The following is a 13464-nucleotide window of genomic DNA, read 5'->3' on the forward strand; positions in this document are numbered from 1 at the left end:
TTATTTAGCAATGTGGTAAATACACAAACTGCTAAATGATTATTGCATTTAATTTAGCAAAAAGCTAAAGTTGATTCATTGCAACAGGAGAACGTAATGAACAACCAATTACTTGCTTGGCGTAAGTCTTCAACAAAAGAGCAGTGGGCAGATCTTGCTAAAAAATCAGGCACGTCTTCGGGATACCTAAATCTCATTGCCTACGGCTATCGCAATGCCTCTCCTCGCCTGGCCTTGGCGATCGAAAGCGCATCAAAGTCATTCGTGGATAAGCCCGTTATCACAAAAGAACAGTTGGTTTTCAAGATAGGAACTGAGGTGTGACATGTCACATGTGCCACCCCTGATTGGCTTACCTTCAACACACTCATCTGCAGATGCCGCATGGATACATGATCAGTTGCAGCAGTTACCTGTATCTATGCGCCAGCGGGCTGCAGTGAAATATGCGGAGGTATATCAGCAGGCATTCGATTCTGAACCAGTGAGCTACAGACAGGAGAACCGTGCACGCCATGAGGCCAATACACGCTTGCGACTGTTTGTCGGTAAGTATCACAAGGCGGCGATGGGGCTGACTGAAAAAGCGACACTAGCCAGCACACACGCCCCGACAGGAGCTGCTGCTGAGATCCAGCAAGAGCAGACGACTGAGAAGTGGTGGTGAGCATGGGATATCAGGCGAAGGAAAGCGAAGGCATGTGTGTCCTGGCAAGTGTTACCGAGGTGATGTTTGCACAAGGGCAAAACCCATGGGAAAGGTCAAAGGCAGATCGAGACTACGTGTACGCGCGTAAAAGATATAAGAAGGGTGACTTCCAAGTGATTGATTCAATGGATTATTTTTTCGAAATTTGGACGCTATATGTCCGGTCACCGGACATTTTGAAGCATCACTTTAAAAACAGCAACTTAGATATGCTGAGCGGACACTGTATGTCCAAAATCCGGACAAAATGCGGCGGCGAGGTTGAAAAATGAGCAGTGGTAGCGGCAATAAACAACTCGATTTTCTTCGCCTGTTTCGTCAGGGCTGCAAGCAGATCCGCACGCTGTTGCGCGAAAACAAAGCAGCTGCTGATTTATTCCTGTACCTCGCTGAGAACGCCGACATGAACAGTGGAGCAGTAGCTGTTGACCAGGCTGTGCTGGCGCACGAATTGGACTGCTCTGATCGTCATGTTCGCAGGGCGATCAAGTCGCTGGAAGAAGGTGGATTTGTTCGACGTGCTGGGGCAACAGTCTTCGCTATCAACCCCTCGATTATCTGGGGCGGATATGACAATGCCATGCGTTCTTCGCTGTACATGACGATGGACCAGAAGTCGGCGAAGAAGGTTCGTTATGTGTTTAACCCTGCATCAGAAAACCTTGTGCCTGCATACGTGGGGGTCGCACCGGTTGATGAGGAGAAAAGTCAAAACATCCTGCAGGTAAATCTCACGGACGACACCAAAAACAAAGGGCGGGAAGTGCTCGGAACACAACCCGCCCGTACTACGGAGCCTAAGCTCAATGCTTAATTTGAAACCCAAAGCTAAGCAAGTCACCGGTCTGCAGATGCTGCACGATGACTGGAACAACTATCGCACATTCCTGTTGTACGCGCCAGTGGGCTACGGGAAGACATTCATCTCGGCTTATCTGGCCGACAAGGCATTGGAGAGCGGGAAGCGCACAATGTTCGTTGCTCCGTATCTCACTCTCGTCAGACAGACTGCCGATCGCTTTATCCAGTATGGCATTCCGGAAGACGAGATCAGCTACGTATGGCGTGACTTCAAACCTCATGACCCGGAGCGCCTGATTCAGATTGCCAGCGCCGATACGCTGATTCGCCGTGAATTCCCGGACAATATCGATCTCCTGATTGTCGATGAGGCCCACATGAAGCGTCGTGGGCTGCTGGAAGTTATCCGTGACAGCGACATCAAGGTTGTTGGCCTGTCTGGCACACCATTTTCTCCGTGGATGGGGCAGTATTATGAGCGCCTGATCAAGCCTACCACGATGAAGGAGCTTATCCAGATTGGTGACCTGAGTCCCTATGAGTTCTACGCGCCAACTACACCGGATCTGAAAGGGGTTAAAACCTCAGCCAAAGGTGGTTTCGGTCGTGATTTCGATGAAGACCAGCTGGCAAAAATCATGGGCGATTCAACGCTGGTGGGCGACATCGTACAGAACTGGCTCCAGAACGGCGAAAACCGCCCGACGGTATGCTTCTGTGTCAACCAGTCTCACGCTGGGTTTATCACCACAGAGTTCAACCGTGCAGGTGTGTCCGCTGAAATCATGATTGACGTTACACCGCCGGAAGAGCGTCGCATGATTATCCACCGCTTTGAGCAGGGAGCGACAAAAATCATCGTCAACGTTGGTGTACTCACCGCAGGTTTCGATAGTGATGTCCGTTGCATCATTTACGCCCGGCCAACCAAATCAGAGATGCGCTGGCTTCAGGTATTAGGGCGCGGATTGCGTACCGCTCCCGGAAAAGATCACTGCCTAATCTTCGATCACAGCGGAAGCATTCACCGACTGGGCTATCCGGACGATATCGAGTATGACGAACTGCCGGGAAAAAGCGACGGAATGAACGCTGCCGTCAGCCGCAATGTCATCGAAAAAACAGAGAAAAAACCAAAGGAGTGCAGCCAGTGCCACTACATAAAACCCGCCGGGGTTTACGTCTGTCCGAAGTGCGGATTTAAGCCGATTGGTGGGGAGAATGTGGAAACCGACAGCACCCGCAAACTCCAGCGGCTAAGCCGTAAAGAAAAAATCTATACCCGCAGCGACAAGCAATCCTGGTGGAGTCAGATTAAGGGTTATCAACGCCAGCGGGCGATGAAGGGTAAGCCTCTAAGCGATGGATGGTGCGCCCATACCTTCCGGGACAAATTTGGAGAATGGCCGAACGGGTTATCTAACTTTCCAATAGAAACAGGGCCAGAGGTCTGGGGTTACATCAAATCAAAATTCATTGCATTCAGTAAATCACGGGGGGCTGCCTGATGAAAACAACGGAAGCAGTAATTGGTCGCTGGCCAGAAGTATTCAAGGCATTTGGACTTCCTCCGGTCACCGGGAAAAAGCACTGGTCAAAGGAGTGTCCGCTATGTGGAGGGAAGGGAAAATTCCGCTGTGATGATAAGGATGGCCGTGGTACTTGGATTTGCACCTGTGACACGGGTGATGGTTGGAAGCTGCTGACGCTGACGCAAAAGAAAACCATCGCAGAACTATACGCAGAGGTTGACCAGATCATCGGTAACGTATGGGAAAGAAGCGCCATTGCTCCGGCAAAACAGAGAAAAAAAGTAGATCAGGAACGTGAGGCTGTTCTGCGTCGCTTTCTTACGATGCCTGGACTAAAAGATACTCCAGCCCAGGACTATCTACGTAGTCGTGGAATTTTTGTTACTCCGTCAAATGACGCTTCAAGGTACTGCGCAAACCAACCTGTAAATGGTGGTGGATCGTATCAGGCGATATGGTCACTGGTGACAGATTGCAATTCGAACGCCTGTTACCTTCATCGAACTTTGCTGGATGGGAGTCGCAAAGCGGATGTGAGCGTTACTAAAAAACAAATGTCCCTGCAAGAAAACAATGTGCTGGAGTTTGCTTCGTCAGTGGCTATCAGGCTCTTTCCTGTTTCCTCGACCTTAGGAATTGGAGAAGGAATTGAAACAGCACTCTCTTGCAAACAGCTATATGGCGTTAACACGTGGTCAGTTATTAACGCCAATTTCATGGGAAAATTTATCGCCCCGACCGGAGTTAAGCATTTAATCATTTTCACTGATATGGACCCACATTCTGCAACAGGTCACGCAGCTGCATGCGCCTGCGCCCATAAAAATCTGTTGGCAAAAAATGACGTGCAAAAAGTCAGCGTCAGATGGTGCGACAGCGGAGATTTTAACGATTTACTTCTGAGCGGTAATCAGGTTCGGGAACTGGTATTTACACGAAAACAGCAGGTGGTCGCATGAAACTGGAAGCATCACTCAAACATTTTAGTCCTCAGGGAATGCACATCAACGACGACGTGAAAGGAACCTCTCCGGATCGTATCACCGGCACCGATGTTATGGCGGCCATTGGTACCACCAGCAGCCGTGCGCGCTTCGGCCTGGCCGCTTTCTTCGGTAAAGCGGGAATCAGCAAAACGGATGAACAGCTCGCAGTTCAGGCGCTGGCGCGATATGCGATGGATGTCGCACCGAAAAATGTTCGCAAAGCAGCTGGTGGGCAGTTCGGATGGTGTATGCAGATGCTGGCGCAGTTTGCCTTTGCTGATTACTCCCGTTCGGCGGCTACCAGTGTGACGTGTCACAGTTGCAGTGGTACCGGACGAACAACCCTCGAGCAGGTCACCCGTAAGGTTTCGTACCCATGGGGTAAAGCGCCATACTGGGCCAGCCGATCCCGTGCCGTTCGTCCGTCTGACTGGGAGCAGTGGACAGAGGTAACAGAGGTTGTGCCGGCAGTCTGTGATGCTTGCGAAGGCAAAGGAACGATCAGCGCCCGCTGTCGGTGTGGCGGTAAAGGTGAAGTGCTGGATCGCAAAGCTACCAAAGAACGTGGCGCACCGGTTTTCAAAACGTGTGAACGTTGCTCTGGTAATGGCTTCTCTGCTATCTCCTCGGCGACGGTACACCGTGCCATTCTGAAGCGTCTCCCGGACCTCCATCAGTCCTCATGGTCACGCAACTGGAAACCCTTTTATGAAATGCTGGTGGACACGCTGCGCCAGGGGGAGCGTCATGCGGCTGTAGAATTTGAGAAGGCAACAACTTATTAATGTGATCGGAGCAAATAGCGGCAATTTTTTGCACGTTAGTCTTGACTTTGCATAAAACTGTCCTGTATGCTTCTGATTATGGAGTATAACGCCTGTAGATAATTAACCTCGAAAAGCCCGCCACGTTGCGGGTTTTTTTGTACCCTCATTTCCCGCGCACCGCCCGCGCATTCAATACGTCGAACCAATCTATTTGAAATGAGCCTTTGAGGAAGTCAGTTAGCGCTGGCGAGCCTCGACGGGCTGGTTTCCTGTGCGGCAAAGGTTCATTTCAAAGTAAGGCATACGCATATCATGAGCATCACGCAAGAACGGCTGAAAGAGGTTCTGAAGTACGACCCTTTGACTGGTTTATTCGTTTGGGTCAAGCGAACAAACTCTCGGTCTACGCCAGGCAATATAGCCGGGAACGCAGATTCGTACGGCTATATCCAGATAATGATCGATAAGAAATTAATCTTCGCTCATCGGTTGGCTTTTTTATACATGGATGGTGCGCTGCCGCCAGCTGATAAGTGTGTCGATCATATCAATGGCAATCCCAAAGATAACCGATGGGACAACTTACGTATCGTTACCCAGTTTGTTAATCAGCAGAACAGGCATAAGGCCAGAAAAGGTGCGAAATCTGGGCTAATTGGAGCAAACTGGTGCAAGGCTCGTAGCCTGTGGCGTTCTGCGATTAGCGTCAACGGGAAACGCAAAGATCTCGGTAGTTTCCAAACTGCGGAGTTGGCTCACGAGGCTTACATGAAAGCTAAAGCTGAAATGTGGCGTTAACGCCTACACGAATAAAATAAATTAAGCCCTGCCTGTATTAGTGGGGCTATTTAGTTTCTACACAACGGAAATCGCTTTGAGTATGTGACGACATCCCGGTGAGACCAGGCACACTTCCCTGGCGCGGCAAAGCGATACCCATTGTGATGAAGCTCAGCGGCGAGCTAGGGAATAGTTTTGCGGTGAATATTCTGGATAAGTAGCCACAAGGCGCGCGTAACCCAATCGGCAGCGCACCGATGGAAGCTGGTTCGACTCCAGCCTTCACAATCATTACTACGGGCTACCTTCGGGTAGCCTTTTTTGTTTCCCCTCAACCTTCTGAGAGGATCAACAGCAATAAGAGGGGGCAAAATGTCCGCAGAACCGATATCTGCAACGGTAACGGCAGGCGTGGCCGCCGGCACTACCGGAATAACCTTCGCGACGATGTTTCCAGAAGCGACACCCGCTGTAATGCTCTGCTCTCTAGCTGGGGCGGCTCTTTACGTCTTGAGCAGCGAGGACCACAAGCTCTGGAAGCAAATACTGTTTGCGCTTATCTCATTTATCGGTGGGGTTTACTGCGCTGGAACAGCATCAGAAATAATCGCAGCGCTTATCAATGCGGCATTAAGTCACCTTTCTCCGCCAGTTGCCGTGAAAGTTTCTCCAGCCATTGGCGCGCTGGCGGCCTCAACGGTTTCTGTCACCGTCCTGCTTCGCGTTCTCAAGCGCTCGAAGACGGGAGACTTACCCGGATTGAAGGGGGAAGAATGACGTGGCAAACACTGATCCTGAACATTAACGCTGTTGCATGCATCCTCATCAGCATACGCCTGATGTTCTTCAGGAAGCGGAGCTTACGGCGCCGCCGTCTGATGGAGTTTCTGGCGTATGGGCTGATCCTCGCTCCAGCGTTTACCGCTTTCCGAATCTGGCACGGTGATTACGTGCAGGTCGACTACGGAGAGCTGGTAGTCAATCTCGTTGTCTGCATTGCTGTATGGCGAGCAAGGGGCAACATCGCAAGAATCGCAGGGGAAAGCACAACGTGACCAAAGACGAAATATTTAATGCCATCCTCGGCAAAGAGGGCGGGTACGTTAATCACCCCGACGACAAAGGCGGCCCAACAAACTGGGGGATCACGCAAGCAGTAGCTCGCGCCCACGGTTATAACGGTGATATGCGCAACCTTACCCGCCAGCAGGCGCTGGATATCCTGACTGCTGACTACTGGACAGGGCCACGATTCGACCTTGTTTCTGAGGTATCACCAGCCATCGCTGCCGAACTCTGCGACACAGGCGTAAACATGGGCCCATCGGTGCAGACCAAATGGTTTCAGCGTTGGCTGAACGTGTTCAACATTCAGGGTACGCTCTATCCCGATCTGATTGCAGATGGTTTTATTGGTCCGCGAACTATCAGCGCGTTAAAAAGCTATCTTTCCCGGCGCGGAAAAGAGGGTGAGCTGGTTATGCTTCGTGCCCTGAATTGCAGCCAGGGTCAGCGTTATCTCGAACTGGCAGAACAGCGCAGCGCGAACGAGACGTTTGTTTATGGCTGGGTAAAGGAACGGGTGGTTATATGACGCTTGAGATGATCACCGGACTCGTTGTAGCAGTATTTGCTGCTATCGCTGCCGCGTTTGGCTTGGGCCATTCACGCGGCACCAGCAAAGCGGAAGCGAAAGCCGATAAGCAGCGCACCGAAGAAAAAGCCGCAGCCACTGGGGCAGTAGCCGAACGCCGGGTAGAAGCAACGAAAGAGGCCAGCAATGTACAGCAGACTGTTAACCGCATGCCTGATGACGATGTTGATCGCGAGCTGCGGGACAACTGGACCCGTAAGGGTTGAGGTAGTGGACACGGCTTGCGACTGGGTTAAACCCATCTACGGGACGGCTCACGACTGGGACCTAATGGACCGCCAAACGAAGAAGGACATCCTGGCGCATAACAAAGCGTGGCAGAAAAACTGCCAGAAGGTGAGCCCATGAGTTATACGCGATGCACCTTCTGCGGTTCGGGTTTACACACCCGTGAGATTTGCCCGCATACATGGAGCGGCAACGCTCGCCGGGTGAATCTGCGCTGTAGCTACTGCGGCGCCAACGGTCACAATTCTAACGCCTGCCCGCACAACGCCAGCAGCGCTAACCGTCGTCGACTTAATGACGATTTCTATATGGACTGAGGATAAAAAATGACTCCGATAGTGCTTACAGCTGAACAAATTAAATCGCTCGCTGAGTTTGCAGAATCAGAAGGTCAAGCGGCGTATACGATCGCCCACGCAACAATTCCGGCTTTTGAAGCCGATGATGGCGAGGTTATCCCGGAATACACGGGTCTGGTCGCCTATTCAGGTTCAGAAGAGCACGGCGTATTGCAACTGGAAGACTAGGCATTACAGCAGGCACTCAATGAATGCCTGCTGTAAAATGGACGGTTAGAGTAATTTTATAAATTTATCGCCGTCGTTAACTTGCTTGGCAATCCTGAGAATTACCGCAGCTATAGAGGCAATGAACTTTTCACGATTTGAAATCCCTTCGTCATTGAGATGTATTCCTTTGTCACCAATCAGGATGCCAAATTTGGGGTTTTCAATTAGCTCTCTTTGATCGCCCTTGCTTATGAGTGTGATTAATTTATTTATCTCTTCATTGGTAATTTCTGAATTATCAATTTGATGTGAGCGTGCATTTCTGATTTTGTTTACGACTTTAAGCTCCTGGTAGGAAAACTCATTCAAACCAAAATTTGTAGCGAGCTTGAGTTTTGCCGCGTATGACATAGTTAAGTTTTCGCCGAAACCATCAAAAAAATTAACGTTGTTTGATGCCGCACAGCACCACGCTTCAATAATTTTCTCGGTTACCAGGTGAAGGCGCAAGACGACACCTATGTCGTCTTCGCTTTGCATTATCGAAGATAGCCTTTCCCATGTTTGCTCATTAAGCAGAACCATTTCATCGAAAATTTTCTTATTCATAAATCATTCCTTTGTTGATTGTGCCAGTGCTCGTGGGCAGATGAGCACTCTACACCAGTATACAGAGAGGTAACCCATGGGCGGAACAATTGAGATCAGTGAGGTTGGGATGACAGTCAATATGGCTGGTGGCGGGAAAATAGTTGTCGGCAATTGGGGTGATGGCTCAGTAAATACGGCAGCCGCTCGCCCCCCCCTTACCCCGGAAGAGGAGCTTTATGGTCGTGGGCTCTGTCTTCTGCCTGATGGCTGGGAAGATCTAAGCGGTGACGGGCACTGGCAATATCATCTTAGCGAATCTTTGCGTCATCTATGGTCTTCGTTCAACAGGGAACAGAAGATGGCTATCGCTTACTCCATTAGCGAATTGTCAGATGAGCTGACGAATATCACATACGAAAGTTCCTGGTAATAACATCTCTGCGCATCGCACGCGCACATTCTACTCAGAACCTTTCAGGATGACCCTTGAGGAACCGGCTGGCGTCGGAGCCTTCTGAGGGCCGGATCTCCTGTGCGACAAGGTTCATCACTAAAAGGTAATTCCGATGAGCGGACTTGTTAGAAATGCAGGGAAAACCTGTTCCGTTAATTCATGTGAACGGCCAGCGCATTGCAAAGGCATGTGCCAGATGCATTATCTGCGACTCTATAAAACCGGATCCCACGAAGCAAAATCACCACTCGATAGATTGAGAAGAAAGTATATGGTTGATGAGTCAACCGGATGCTGGAACTGGCTTGCATACATAAATCCAGACGGCTATGGAATGTTCAAACATAAAGGGATGATGACCCTGGCTCACAAAGCCAGTTATGAACTACTGGTCAAGGATGTTCCTGAGGGTTTTGAAATTGATCACACCTGCCATAACCGAAAGTGTGTCAACCCAAAACATCTAAGAGTGGTAACACATACAGTAAATGTTTGGAACCGAGTAAAGCCAGTTAGCTCCACTGGAGTGATGGGTGTATCTCTCAGGGAAAGCGGAAAGTTCAGGGCAAGACTGACAAGAAATGGCGATATCATTTTCCAAAAGGAATTTGAAACATTATCAGAAGCAACGGCTGCGGTTGAAAAAGCACGTTGCGAATTTGAGGGGAAATAATGGACGTCATTGTTGATGGGGTTCCTTATGTCCGCGCCGATAGCGTTTCTCACAATAAAATCGGGATCGCGATAACTACGCATAACAGGCCGCAGGTACTCGCAAATTCACTTGAGCAACATCGTAAACATTTACCTACCGGCGCTGTGGTATTCGTCATCGATGACGGGTCCAACCCTCCAGCAAAAGTGCCGGATTGGTGCAAGTTAATCCGGCACGATAAGTCACTTGGGATTGTCGCATCGAAAAATGCCAGCCTTGAATGCCTTATGGACTCAGGATGCGAACATTTATTTTTGTGGGATGACGATGCGTATGCCATCGCTGATAACTGGCACTTGCCATACATCGAATCACCCGAACCGCACCTTGCTTACCAGTTTCTCGATCTGGCAGGAACGAATAAGCTGAAGGATATGGCGATCCTGTACCGGGATGATAAGCACATCGCTTACACCGGGCAGCGCGGCGTGATGCTGTATTACCACCGCAGCGCTATCGAGAAGGTTGGCGGTTTCGATCCCGTTTACGGTCGCGGCATGTACGAACACAGCGACCTCGCCCTGCGCATCCATAATGCTGGCCTGACGACATGGGCTTACGGTGATATGGTCGGTTCAGAAAAGCTGATCCATTCTCTCGATGAGCATGAAGCCGTAGAGCGTTCGGTACCGCGTCCCGACCGACAGGCGCTGGTGGAACGTAACGTGAAGATCCACAACGAACGGCGTGATGCCGGGTTTACTGGTTACGCTGAATACCGCCAGCAGCGCGATGTAGTTATCACAACGCTGCTCACCAGTCAGCCTGACCCGCAGCGCGGCACGAAAATGGCGGCCTCGCCTGACATGCTGAGCAAATGGGCGGCCTCGCTTCGCCAGTGTGGTCGTATAGCGCTGGTGGATGAATTACTGACGGCCCCCGCGGATGTTGAGCTGTATCGCGTACCTGACGTGAAGATGAATGTCTACTTTCGTCGCTGGTTGCACATCTGGCAGCACCTGCGAGATCACCCTGAATACCGGTTCGTCTGGTGTACCGATGGTACCGATGTCGAAATGCTTCGCGCGCCGTGGGAAGAAATGGAAGCCGGAAAGGTGTATGTCGGTTCAGAACCAAAGACCTACGTCGATTCCTGGGCAAAGCAGAATCATCCGGAGCGCATCTATCAGGAGTTCATTGAAGAGCATCGCAACGATGTGATGCTTAACGCTGGTCTGCTGGGTGGCACCCGCGCTGATGTAATGGCGTTCGCTCACGGCATCATCCGTCTTTACTACCGGATCGAGAGTTATCGTTTCTGGAAGAAAGAACAGGCTGGCGCCGCGGTGGGTGACATGCTGGCGTTCGGTATTGTCGCGCAGTCATTCGCTGACAGGCTGGTCACCGGCCCTCTGGTACATACCGTTTTCAAAACTGATGGCATCGGCAAAGAAAATGCCTGGTGGCGCCATAAATAACAGGAGGTCTTATGATTTCGTATGAGGTTGAGTTCCCGACCCAAAAATCTGTAAGTTTCAAAATTAATGGTTACTCCTCAGCAGAGGGACTGGACTGTAAAACGGTAGAGGCTATTGGCGGTGAAGTCAAAGTACAGCTCGATAAGAAAAACATGTTGACTGTACCTTATCGTGAAGACATTACAGCAGACTTTACTCTTGAAGGTTACAAGCAGCGCGCTGAAACTCACGCGAAAACTGTAATCGATCAGATTGTGAATGCGGCTCAGCACCGAGCCGCCGACGATTTAATTCAGGAAGTTACGAACGCGATTGCTTCTTCTGAATTATTTTCTCAACTCTCTTAATCGCTTCGTGAGCATCTGGGGCAGATGAAATTTCAGGCGGTGTAACCTCCTTCAGTACATCCATCAGAACGTCCCCAACATTCTGTTTTGGTGACAGCTTGTTAACAGCTTCAATAATCAAAGAAAAAACCAGTTTATTGGTGGCTTTTTCAATCTTTAATTCACGTTGTAAATCTGCAACTGCTTTTTCCAGTTCTGACATGGAGCTCATGGGTATTTTCCTTATCGGAGGTAATCAGCCATCCCCCCCGCGACAGAGTGCGCCAGTGTCCCACCACTGACGGGCTGAATGCTTACCTTAACCAGGGTTAAAGCGGAGCAACACCCTGATATTCAGACAGTAGCCGCCATCGTGCTGCTTTTTTATTGGAGATTCGCTGGTGGCTGAAGAGATTAAGTTTGTGGTGGTCGGCCATCATACCCGCTTAGGGCCTGCACAACGTCTTGCTGCACTGCTGCATGCTCATCTGCTGGTTGATGACGATAACCACGGCGCGAACTGGAATCATCGCCGCGCGCTTGAGTGGGCAGCAGAACAAACATGCCGGGTTGTCGTAATTGAGGATGACGCGCTGCCTGTGGATTTGTTCTACACACCAGTATCGAACTGGTTGAAACGCTTCCCTGATTCCTTGATAAGTTTTTATCTGGGCACTGGTCGCCCACCTCAGTATCAAATACAGATAGCCGAACGGCTGATAGTTGCTGATAAGACTCAGGCTGACTACATCACACTGCCGCGGCTGATACACGGCGTTTGTTATAGCGTACCTCCTCAACATATTGAACGAGTCCTTTCTCGGTGGGACAGCAGCAAGCCAGCCGACTATGCAGTCGGGGATGCCTATGGCGGCGCGGTGGTTTATCCGTGTTACTCGCTGGTGGATCATGCTGATGGTGAGCCTGTTGAGCGTCACCCTGACTCAGCGCCACGTACAGAACGCCGCCGGGCGTGGAGGTTAGCCTGATGCCTGCGTTAATACCGAGAGCATGCCGCAAGCGCGGCTGCCCCGGCACAACCACAGATCGCTCAGGCTATTGCCCCAAACACCTTAACGAAGGCTGGCAGCAGCATCAGCGGGGACAGAGCAGGCATCAGCGCGGTTATGGCAGTAAGTGGGACAGGCTGCGCCCAATCGTTCTCGACAGAGATAAACACCTTTGTCAGGAATGCCTGCGAAATGGAAGGTATACACCCGCTGAGACGGTGGACCACATTAAGCCGAAAGCTCACGGCGGTACTGACGATCTCTCTAATCTGGAATCAATTTGCCGCGGCTGCCATAAAGCCAAGACAGCACGCGAGCGCCTGAACAGAAATTAAGTAACGAGGTGAAGATGACTGAATCGAAACATGGTTCAGGCCTTTCGCGCGCCCAGATGAAAGATATTCCCGGTTATCCAGGATATCTGGCAAGTGACGATGGTCTTATTTACTCGCTCCGCTCAGGTAGCGTTCGGCGGCTGTCGATGCGGCTACATAACGGCTATTGGCACGTGAATGTAAACACCGGAGCAGGTAATGATACGAAAGTGAAGAAGCAAGTGCATCAGCTTGTGTTGCTTGCCTTTACCGGGCCAAAGCCATCTGAAGCCCATATCACCCGCCATCTGGATGGCAACCCGCTGAACAATTGCAAAACAAACCTCGCTTGGGGAACGCCAAAGGAGAACACTTCTGACAGCATGCAGCACGGAACTGCCGCTTGTCTGCGGCGCGGACAGCGAGCGGTAGCAACAAAATTGAAGCCTGAAATCATCCTGAGCATTGAGCGAGAGGCGAGATCTGGTAAGAGGCTGGTAGAAATTGCAAAGCGCTACGGTATTACGCACACGCATGTTCGCCGCATCAGGGATCATCTGTGCCATCCAGATATTTGGTCAAAGGGGGAGGGCGGGTAAAAACCTCAGGGGAATCACCCCAAAGGACCGCCGCCTAACCTCTTTTCACATCGCCGCAGGTTAGAAAACTT

At 50.7% G+C, this 13464-nt stretch carries 22 protein-coding genes and 1 pseudogene; 21 read left to right on the forward strand and 2 right to left on the reverse strand.

Going from position 1 to position 13464, the window contains the following annotated elements:
- Positions 1 to 96: 96 nt before the first annotated feature.
- The 14 genes from APU02_RS08765 to APU02_RS08835 all read left to right on the forward strand — a co-directional run bounded on the left by APU02_RS08765 (position 97) and on the right by APU02_RS08835 (position 7984).
- Positions 97 to 324, forward strand: a complete 228-nt coding sequence (locus APU02_RS08765; protein WP_060569836.1) for a hypothetical protein — start codon at positions 97 to 99, stop codon at positions 322 to 324.
- A 1-nt stretch (position 325) separates the two neighbouring features.
- Positions 326 to 667 (forward strand): hypothetical protein, encoded by a 342-nt coding sequence (locus APU02_RS08770; RefSeq protein WP_060569837.1) that lies wholly within the window; start codon positions 326 to 328, stop codon positions 665 to 667.
- Between the two features lie 2 nt (positions 668 to 669).
- The gene (locus APU02_RS08775; protein ID WP_060569838.1) at positions 670 to 981 is read left to right on the forward strand and encodes a hypothetical protein; all 312 of its coding nucleotides are present in this window, start codon (positions 670 to 672) and stop codon (positions 979 to 981) included.
- Positions 978 to 1523, forward strand: coding sequence for a replication/maintenance protein RepL (locus APU02_RS08780; protein ID WP_060569839.1), 546 nt, complete (start codon positions 978 to 980; stop codon positions 1521 to 1523). The genes APU02_RS08775 and APU02_RS08780 overlap by 4 nt, the downstream gene beginning before the upstream one ends.
- Positions 1516 to 3018, forward strand: coding sequence for a DEAD/DEAH box helicase (locus tag APU02_RS08785; protein ID WP_060569840.1), 1503 nt, complete (start codon positions 1516 to 1518; stop codon positions 3016 to 3018). Before APU02_RS08780 ends, APU02_RS08785 begins: the two co-directional genes overlap by 8 nt.
- Positions 3018 to 4001: a primase-helicase zinc-binding domain-containing protein gene (locus APU02_RS08790; RefSeq protein ID WP_060569841.1), complete on the forward strand. Its 984-nt coding sequence runs from the start codon at positions 3018 to 3020 to the stop codon at positions 3999 to 4001. The genes APU02_RS08785 and APU02_RS08790 overlap by 1 nt, the downstream gene beginning before the upstream one ends.
- The gene (locus tag APU02_RS08795) at positions 3998 to 4813 is read left to right on the forward strand and encodes an antitermination protein (RefSeq protein ID WP_060569842.1); all 816 of its coding nucleotides are present in this window, start codon (positions 3998 to 4000) and stop codon (positions 4811 to 4813) included. The genes APU02_RS08790 and APU02_RS08795 overlap by 4 nt, the downstream gene beginning before the upstream one ends.
- Before the next feature lie 294 nt (positions 4814 to 5107).
- Positions 5108 to 5593, forward strand: a complete 486-nt coding sequence (locus APU02_RS08800) for an HNH endonuclease (RefSeq protein ID WP_053528453.1) — start codon at positions 5108 to 5110, stop codon at positions 5591 to 5593.
- A 354-nt stretch (positions 5594 to 5947) separates the two neighbouring features.
- Entirely contained in the window at positions 5948 to 6352 is a 405-nt protein-coding gene (locus tag APU02_RS08805) for a putative holin (RefSeq protein ID WP_033146314.1), read from the forward strand.
- Complete coding sequence (locus tag APU02_RS08810) at positions 6349 to 6630, forward strand: phage holin family protein (protein WP_033146313.1); 282 nt, start codon at positions 6349 to 6351, stop codon at positions 6628 to 6630. The genes APU02_RS08805 and APU02_RS08810 overlap by 4 nt, the downstream gene beginning before the upstream one ends.
- On the forward strand, positions 6579 to 7169 hold the full coding sequence (locus APU02_RS08815) for a glycosyl hydrolase 108 family protein (protein ID WP_173647450.1): 591 nt from the start codon (positions 6579 to 6581) through the stop codon (positions 7167 to 7169). The genes APU02_RS08810 and APU02_RS08815 overlap by 52 nt, the downstream gene beginning before the upstream one ends.
- Positions 7166 to 7435, forward strand: coding sequence for a hypothetical protein (locus tag APU02_RS08820; RefSeq protein ID WP_060569843.1), 270 nt, complete (start codon positions 7166 to 7168; stop codon positions 7433 to 7435). Before APU02_RS08815 ends, APU02_RS08820 begins: the two co-directional genes overlap by 4 nt.
- Before the next feature lie 138 nt (positions 7436 to 7573).
- The gene (locus APU02_RS08830) at positions 7574 to 7774 is read left to right on the forward strand and encodes a hypothetical protein (protein ID WP_060569845.1); all 201 of its coding nucleotides are present in this window, start codon (positions 7574 to 7576) and stop codon (positions 7772 to 7774) included.
- Positions 7775 to 7783: 9 nt separating this feature from the next.
- On the forward strand, positions 7784 to 7984 hold the full coding sequence (locus tag APU02_RS08835) for a hypothetical protein (RefSeq protein ID WP_060569846.1): 201 nt from the start codon (positions 7784 to 7786) through the stop codon (positions 7982 to 7984).
- 45 nt (positions 7985 to 8029) lie between these two features.
- On the opposite strand, the gene APU02_RS08840 is transcribed toward APU02_RS08835, so the two are convergent.
- Complete coding sequence (locus tag APU02_RS08840; RefSeq protein WP_032636956.1) at positions 8030 to 8575, reverse strand: hypothetical protein; 546 nt, start codon at positions 8573 to 8575, stop codon at positions 8030 to 8032.
- Positions 8576 to 8651: 76 nt separating this feature from the next.
- Here APU02_RS08840 and APU02_RS08845 point away from each other — a divergent pair, with 76 nt between their 5' ends.
- The 4 genes from APU02_RS08845 to APU02_RS08860 all read left to right on the forward strand — a co-directional run bounded on the left by APU02_RS08845 (position 8652) and on the right by APU02_RS08860 (position 11491).
- Positions 8652 to 8987, forward strand: coding sequence for a hypothetical protein (locus APU02_RS08845; protein WP_060569847.1), 336 nt, complete (start codon positions 8652 to 8654; stop codon positions 8985 to 8987).
- Between the two features lie 136 nt (positions 8988 to 9123).
- Positions 9124 to 9684: an HNH endonuclease signature motif containing protein gene (locus tag APU02_RS08850; protein ID WP_082636805.1), complete on the forward strand. Its 561-nt coding sequence runs from the start codon at positions 9124 to 9126 to the stop codon at positions 9682 to 9684.
- Positions 9684 to 11144, forward strand: a complete 1461-nt coding sequence (locus tag APU02_RS08855; RefSeq protein ID WP_060569849.1) for a glycosyltransferase family 2 protein — start codon at positions 9684 to 9686, stop codon at positions 11142 to 11144. Before APU02_RS08850 ends, APU02_RS08855 begins: the two co-directional genes overlap by 1 nt.
- 11 nt (positions 11145 to 11155) lie before the next feature.
- On the forward strand, positions 11156 to 11491 hold the full coding sequence (locus tag APU02_RS08860; protein WP_023296835.1) for a hypothetical protein: 336 nt from the start codon (positions 11156 to 11158) through the stop codon (positions 11489 to 11491).
- Here the strand turns inward: APU02_RS08860 and APU02_RS25035 are convergent.
- A complete protein-coding gene (locus APU02_RS25035; protein WP_023296834.1) occupies positions 11445 to 11702 on the reverse strand; it encodes a hypothetical protein in 258 nt (85 codons plus the stop codon). The genes APU02_RS08860 and APU02_RS25035 overlap by 47 nt on opposite strands.
- A 166-nt stretch (positions 11703 to 11868) precedes the next feature.
- Between APU02_RS25035 and APU02_RS25040 the strand changes: the two are divergent.
- The 3 genes and pseudogenes from APU02_RS25040 to APU02_RS08870 all read left to right on the forward strand — a co-directional run bounded on the left by APU02_RS25040 (position 11869) and on the right by APU02_RS08870 (position 13393).
- Positions 11869 to 12547: pseudogene (locus APU02_RS25040) on the forward strand (hypothetical protein).
- Positions 12471 to 12815, forward strand: a complete 345-nt coding sequence (locus APU02_RS25045; protein ID WP_239692857.1) for an HNH endonuclease signature motif containing protein — start codon at positions 12471 to 12473, stop codon at positions 12813 to 12815. Before APU02_RS25040 ends, APU02_RS25045 begins: the two are co-directional and overlap by 77 nt.
- Positions 12816 to 12829: 14 nt before the next feature.
- A complete protein-coding gene (locus APU02_RS08870; RefSeq protein WP_060569851.1) occupies positions 12830 to 13393 on the forward strand; it encodes an HNH endonuclease in 564 nt (187 codons plus the stop codon).
- Positions 13394 to 13464 lie beyond the last annotated feature (71 nt).

Source organism: Citrobacter sp. 50677481 (assembly GCF_001463265.1).
Classification (GTDB): Bacteria; Pseudomonadota; Gammaproteobacteria; order Enterobacterales; family Enterobacteriaceae; genus Citrobacter_A; species Citrobacter_A sedlakii.

What these genes read in the sequence shown, in the direction of transcription:
- APU02_RS08775 (WP_060569838.1), top strand. Translation starts at nt 670, where the DNA reads ATGGGATATCAGGCGAAGGAAAGCGAAGGCATGTGTGTCCTGGCAAGT.
- APU02_RS25035 (WP_023296834.1), bottom strand. Translation starts at nt 11,702, where the DNA reads ATGAGCTCCATGTCAGAACTGGAAAAAGCAGTTGCAGATTTACAACGT.
- APU02_RS08820 (WP_060569843.1), top strand. Translation starts at nt 7,166, where the DNA reads ATGACGCTTGAGATGATCACCGGACTCGTTGTAGCAGTATTTGCTGCT.
- APU02_RS08790 (WP_060569841.1), top strand. Translation starts at nt 3,018, where the DNA reads ATGAAAACAACGGAAGCAGTAATTGGTCGCTGGCCAGAAGTATTCAAG.
- APU02_RS08785 (WP_060569840.1), top strand. Translation starts at nt 1,516, where the DNA reads ATGCTTAATTTGAAACCCAAAGCTAAGCAAGTCACCGGTCTGCAGATG.
- APU02_RS08810 (WP_033146313.1), top strand. Translation starts at nt 6,349, where the DNA reads ATGACGTGGCAAACACTGATCCTGAACATTAACGCTGTTGCATGCATC.
- APU02_RS08845 (WP_060569847.1), top strand. Translation starts at nt 8,652, where the DNA reads ATGGGCGGAACAATTGAGATCAGTGAGGTTGGGATGACAGTCAATATG.
- APU02_RS08840 (WP_032636956.1), bottom strand. Translation starts at nt 8,575, where the DNA reads ATGAATAAGAAAATTTTCGATGAAATGGTTCTGCTTAATGAGCAAACA.
- APU02_RS08795 (WP_060569842.1), top strand. Translation starts at nt 3,998, where the DNA reads ATGAAACTGGAAGCATCACTCAAACATTTTAGTCCTCAGGGAATGCAC.
- APU02_RS08855 (WP_060569849.1), top strand. Translation starts at nt 9,684, where the DNA reads ATGGACGTCATTGTTGATGGGGTTCCTTATGTCCGCGCCGATAGCGTT.
- APU02_RS08830 (WP_060569845.1), top strand. Translation starts at nt 7,574, where the DNA reads ATGAGTTATACGCGATGCACCTTCTGCGGTTCGGGTTTACACACCCGT.
- APU02_RS08850 (WP_082636805.1), top strand. Translation starts at nt 9,124, where the DNA reads ATGAGCGGACTTGTTAGAAATGCAGGGAAAACCTGTTCCGTTAATTCA.
- APU02_RS08860 (WP_023296835.1), top strand. Translation starts at nt 11,156, where the DNA reads ATGATTTCGTATGAGGTTGAGTTCCCGACCCAAAAATCTGTAAGTTTC.
- APU02_RS08765 (WP_060569836.1), top strand. Translation starts at nt 97, where the DNA reads ATGAACAACCAATTACTTGCTTGGCGTAAGTCTTCAACAAAAGAGCAG.
- APU02_RS08835 (WP_060569846.1), top strand. Translation starts at nt 7,784, where the DNA reads ATGACTCCGATAGTGCTTACAGCTGAACAAATTAAATCGCTCGCTGAG.
- APU02_RS08805 (WP_033146314.1), top strand. Translation starts at nt 5,948, where the DNA reads ATGTCCGCAGAACCGATATCTGCAACGGTAACGGCAGGCGTGGCCGCC.
- APU02_RS08870 (WP_060569851.1), top strand. Translation starts at nt 12,830, where the DNA reads ATGACTGAATCGAAACATGGTTCAGGCCTTTCGCGCGCCCAGATGAAA.
- APU02_RS08800 (WP_053528453.1), top strand. Translation starts at nt 5,108, where the DNA reads ATGAGCATCACGCAAGAACGGCTGAAAGAGGTTCTGAAGTACGACCCT.
- APU02_RS08780 (WP_060569839.1), top strand. Translation starts at nt 978, where the DNA reads ATGAGCAGTGGTAGCGGCAATAAACAACTCGATTTTCTTCGCCTGTTT.
- APU02_RS08770 (WP_060569837.1), top strand. Translation starts at nt 326, where the DNA reads ATGTCACATGTGCCACCCCTGATTGGCTTACCTTCAACACACTCATCT.
- APU02_RS08815 (WP_173647450.1), top strand. Translation starts at nt 6,579, where the DNA reads ATGGCGAGCAAGGGGCAACATCGCAAGAATCGCAGGGGAAAGCACAAC.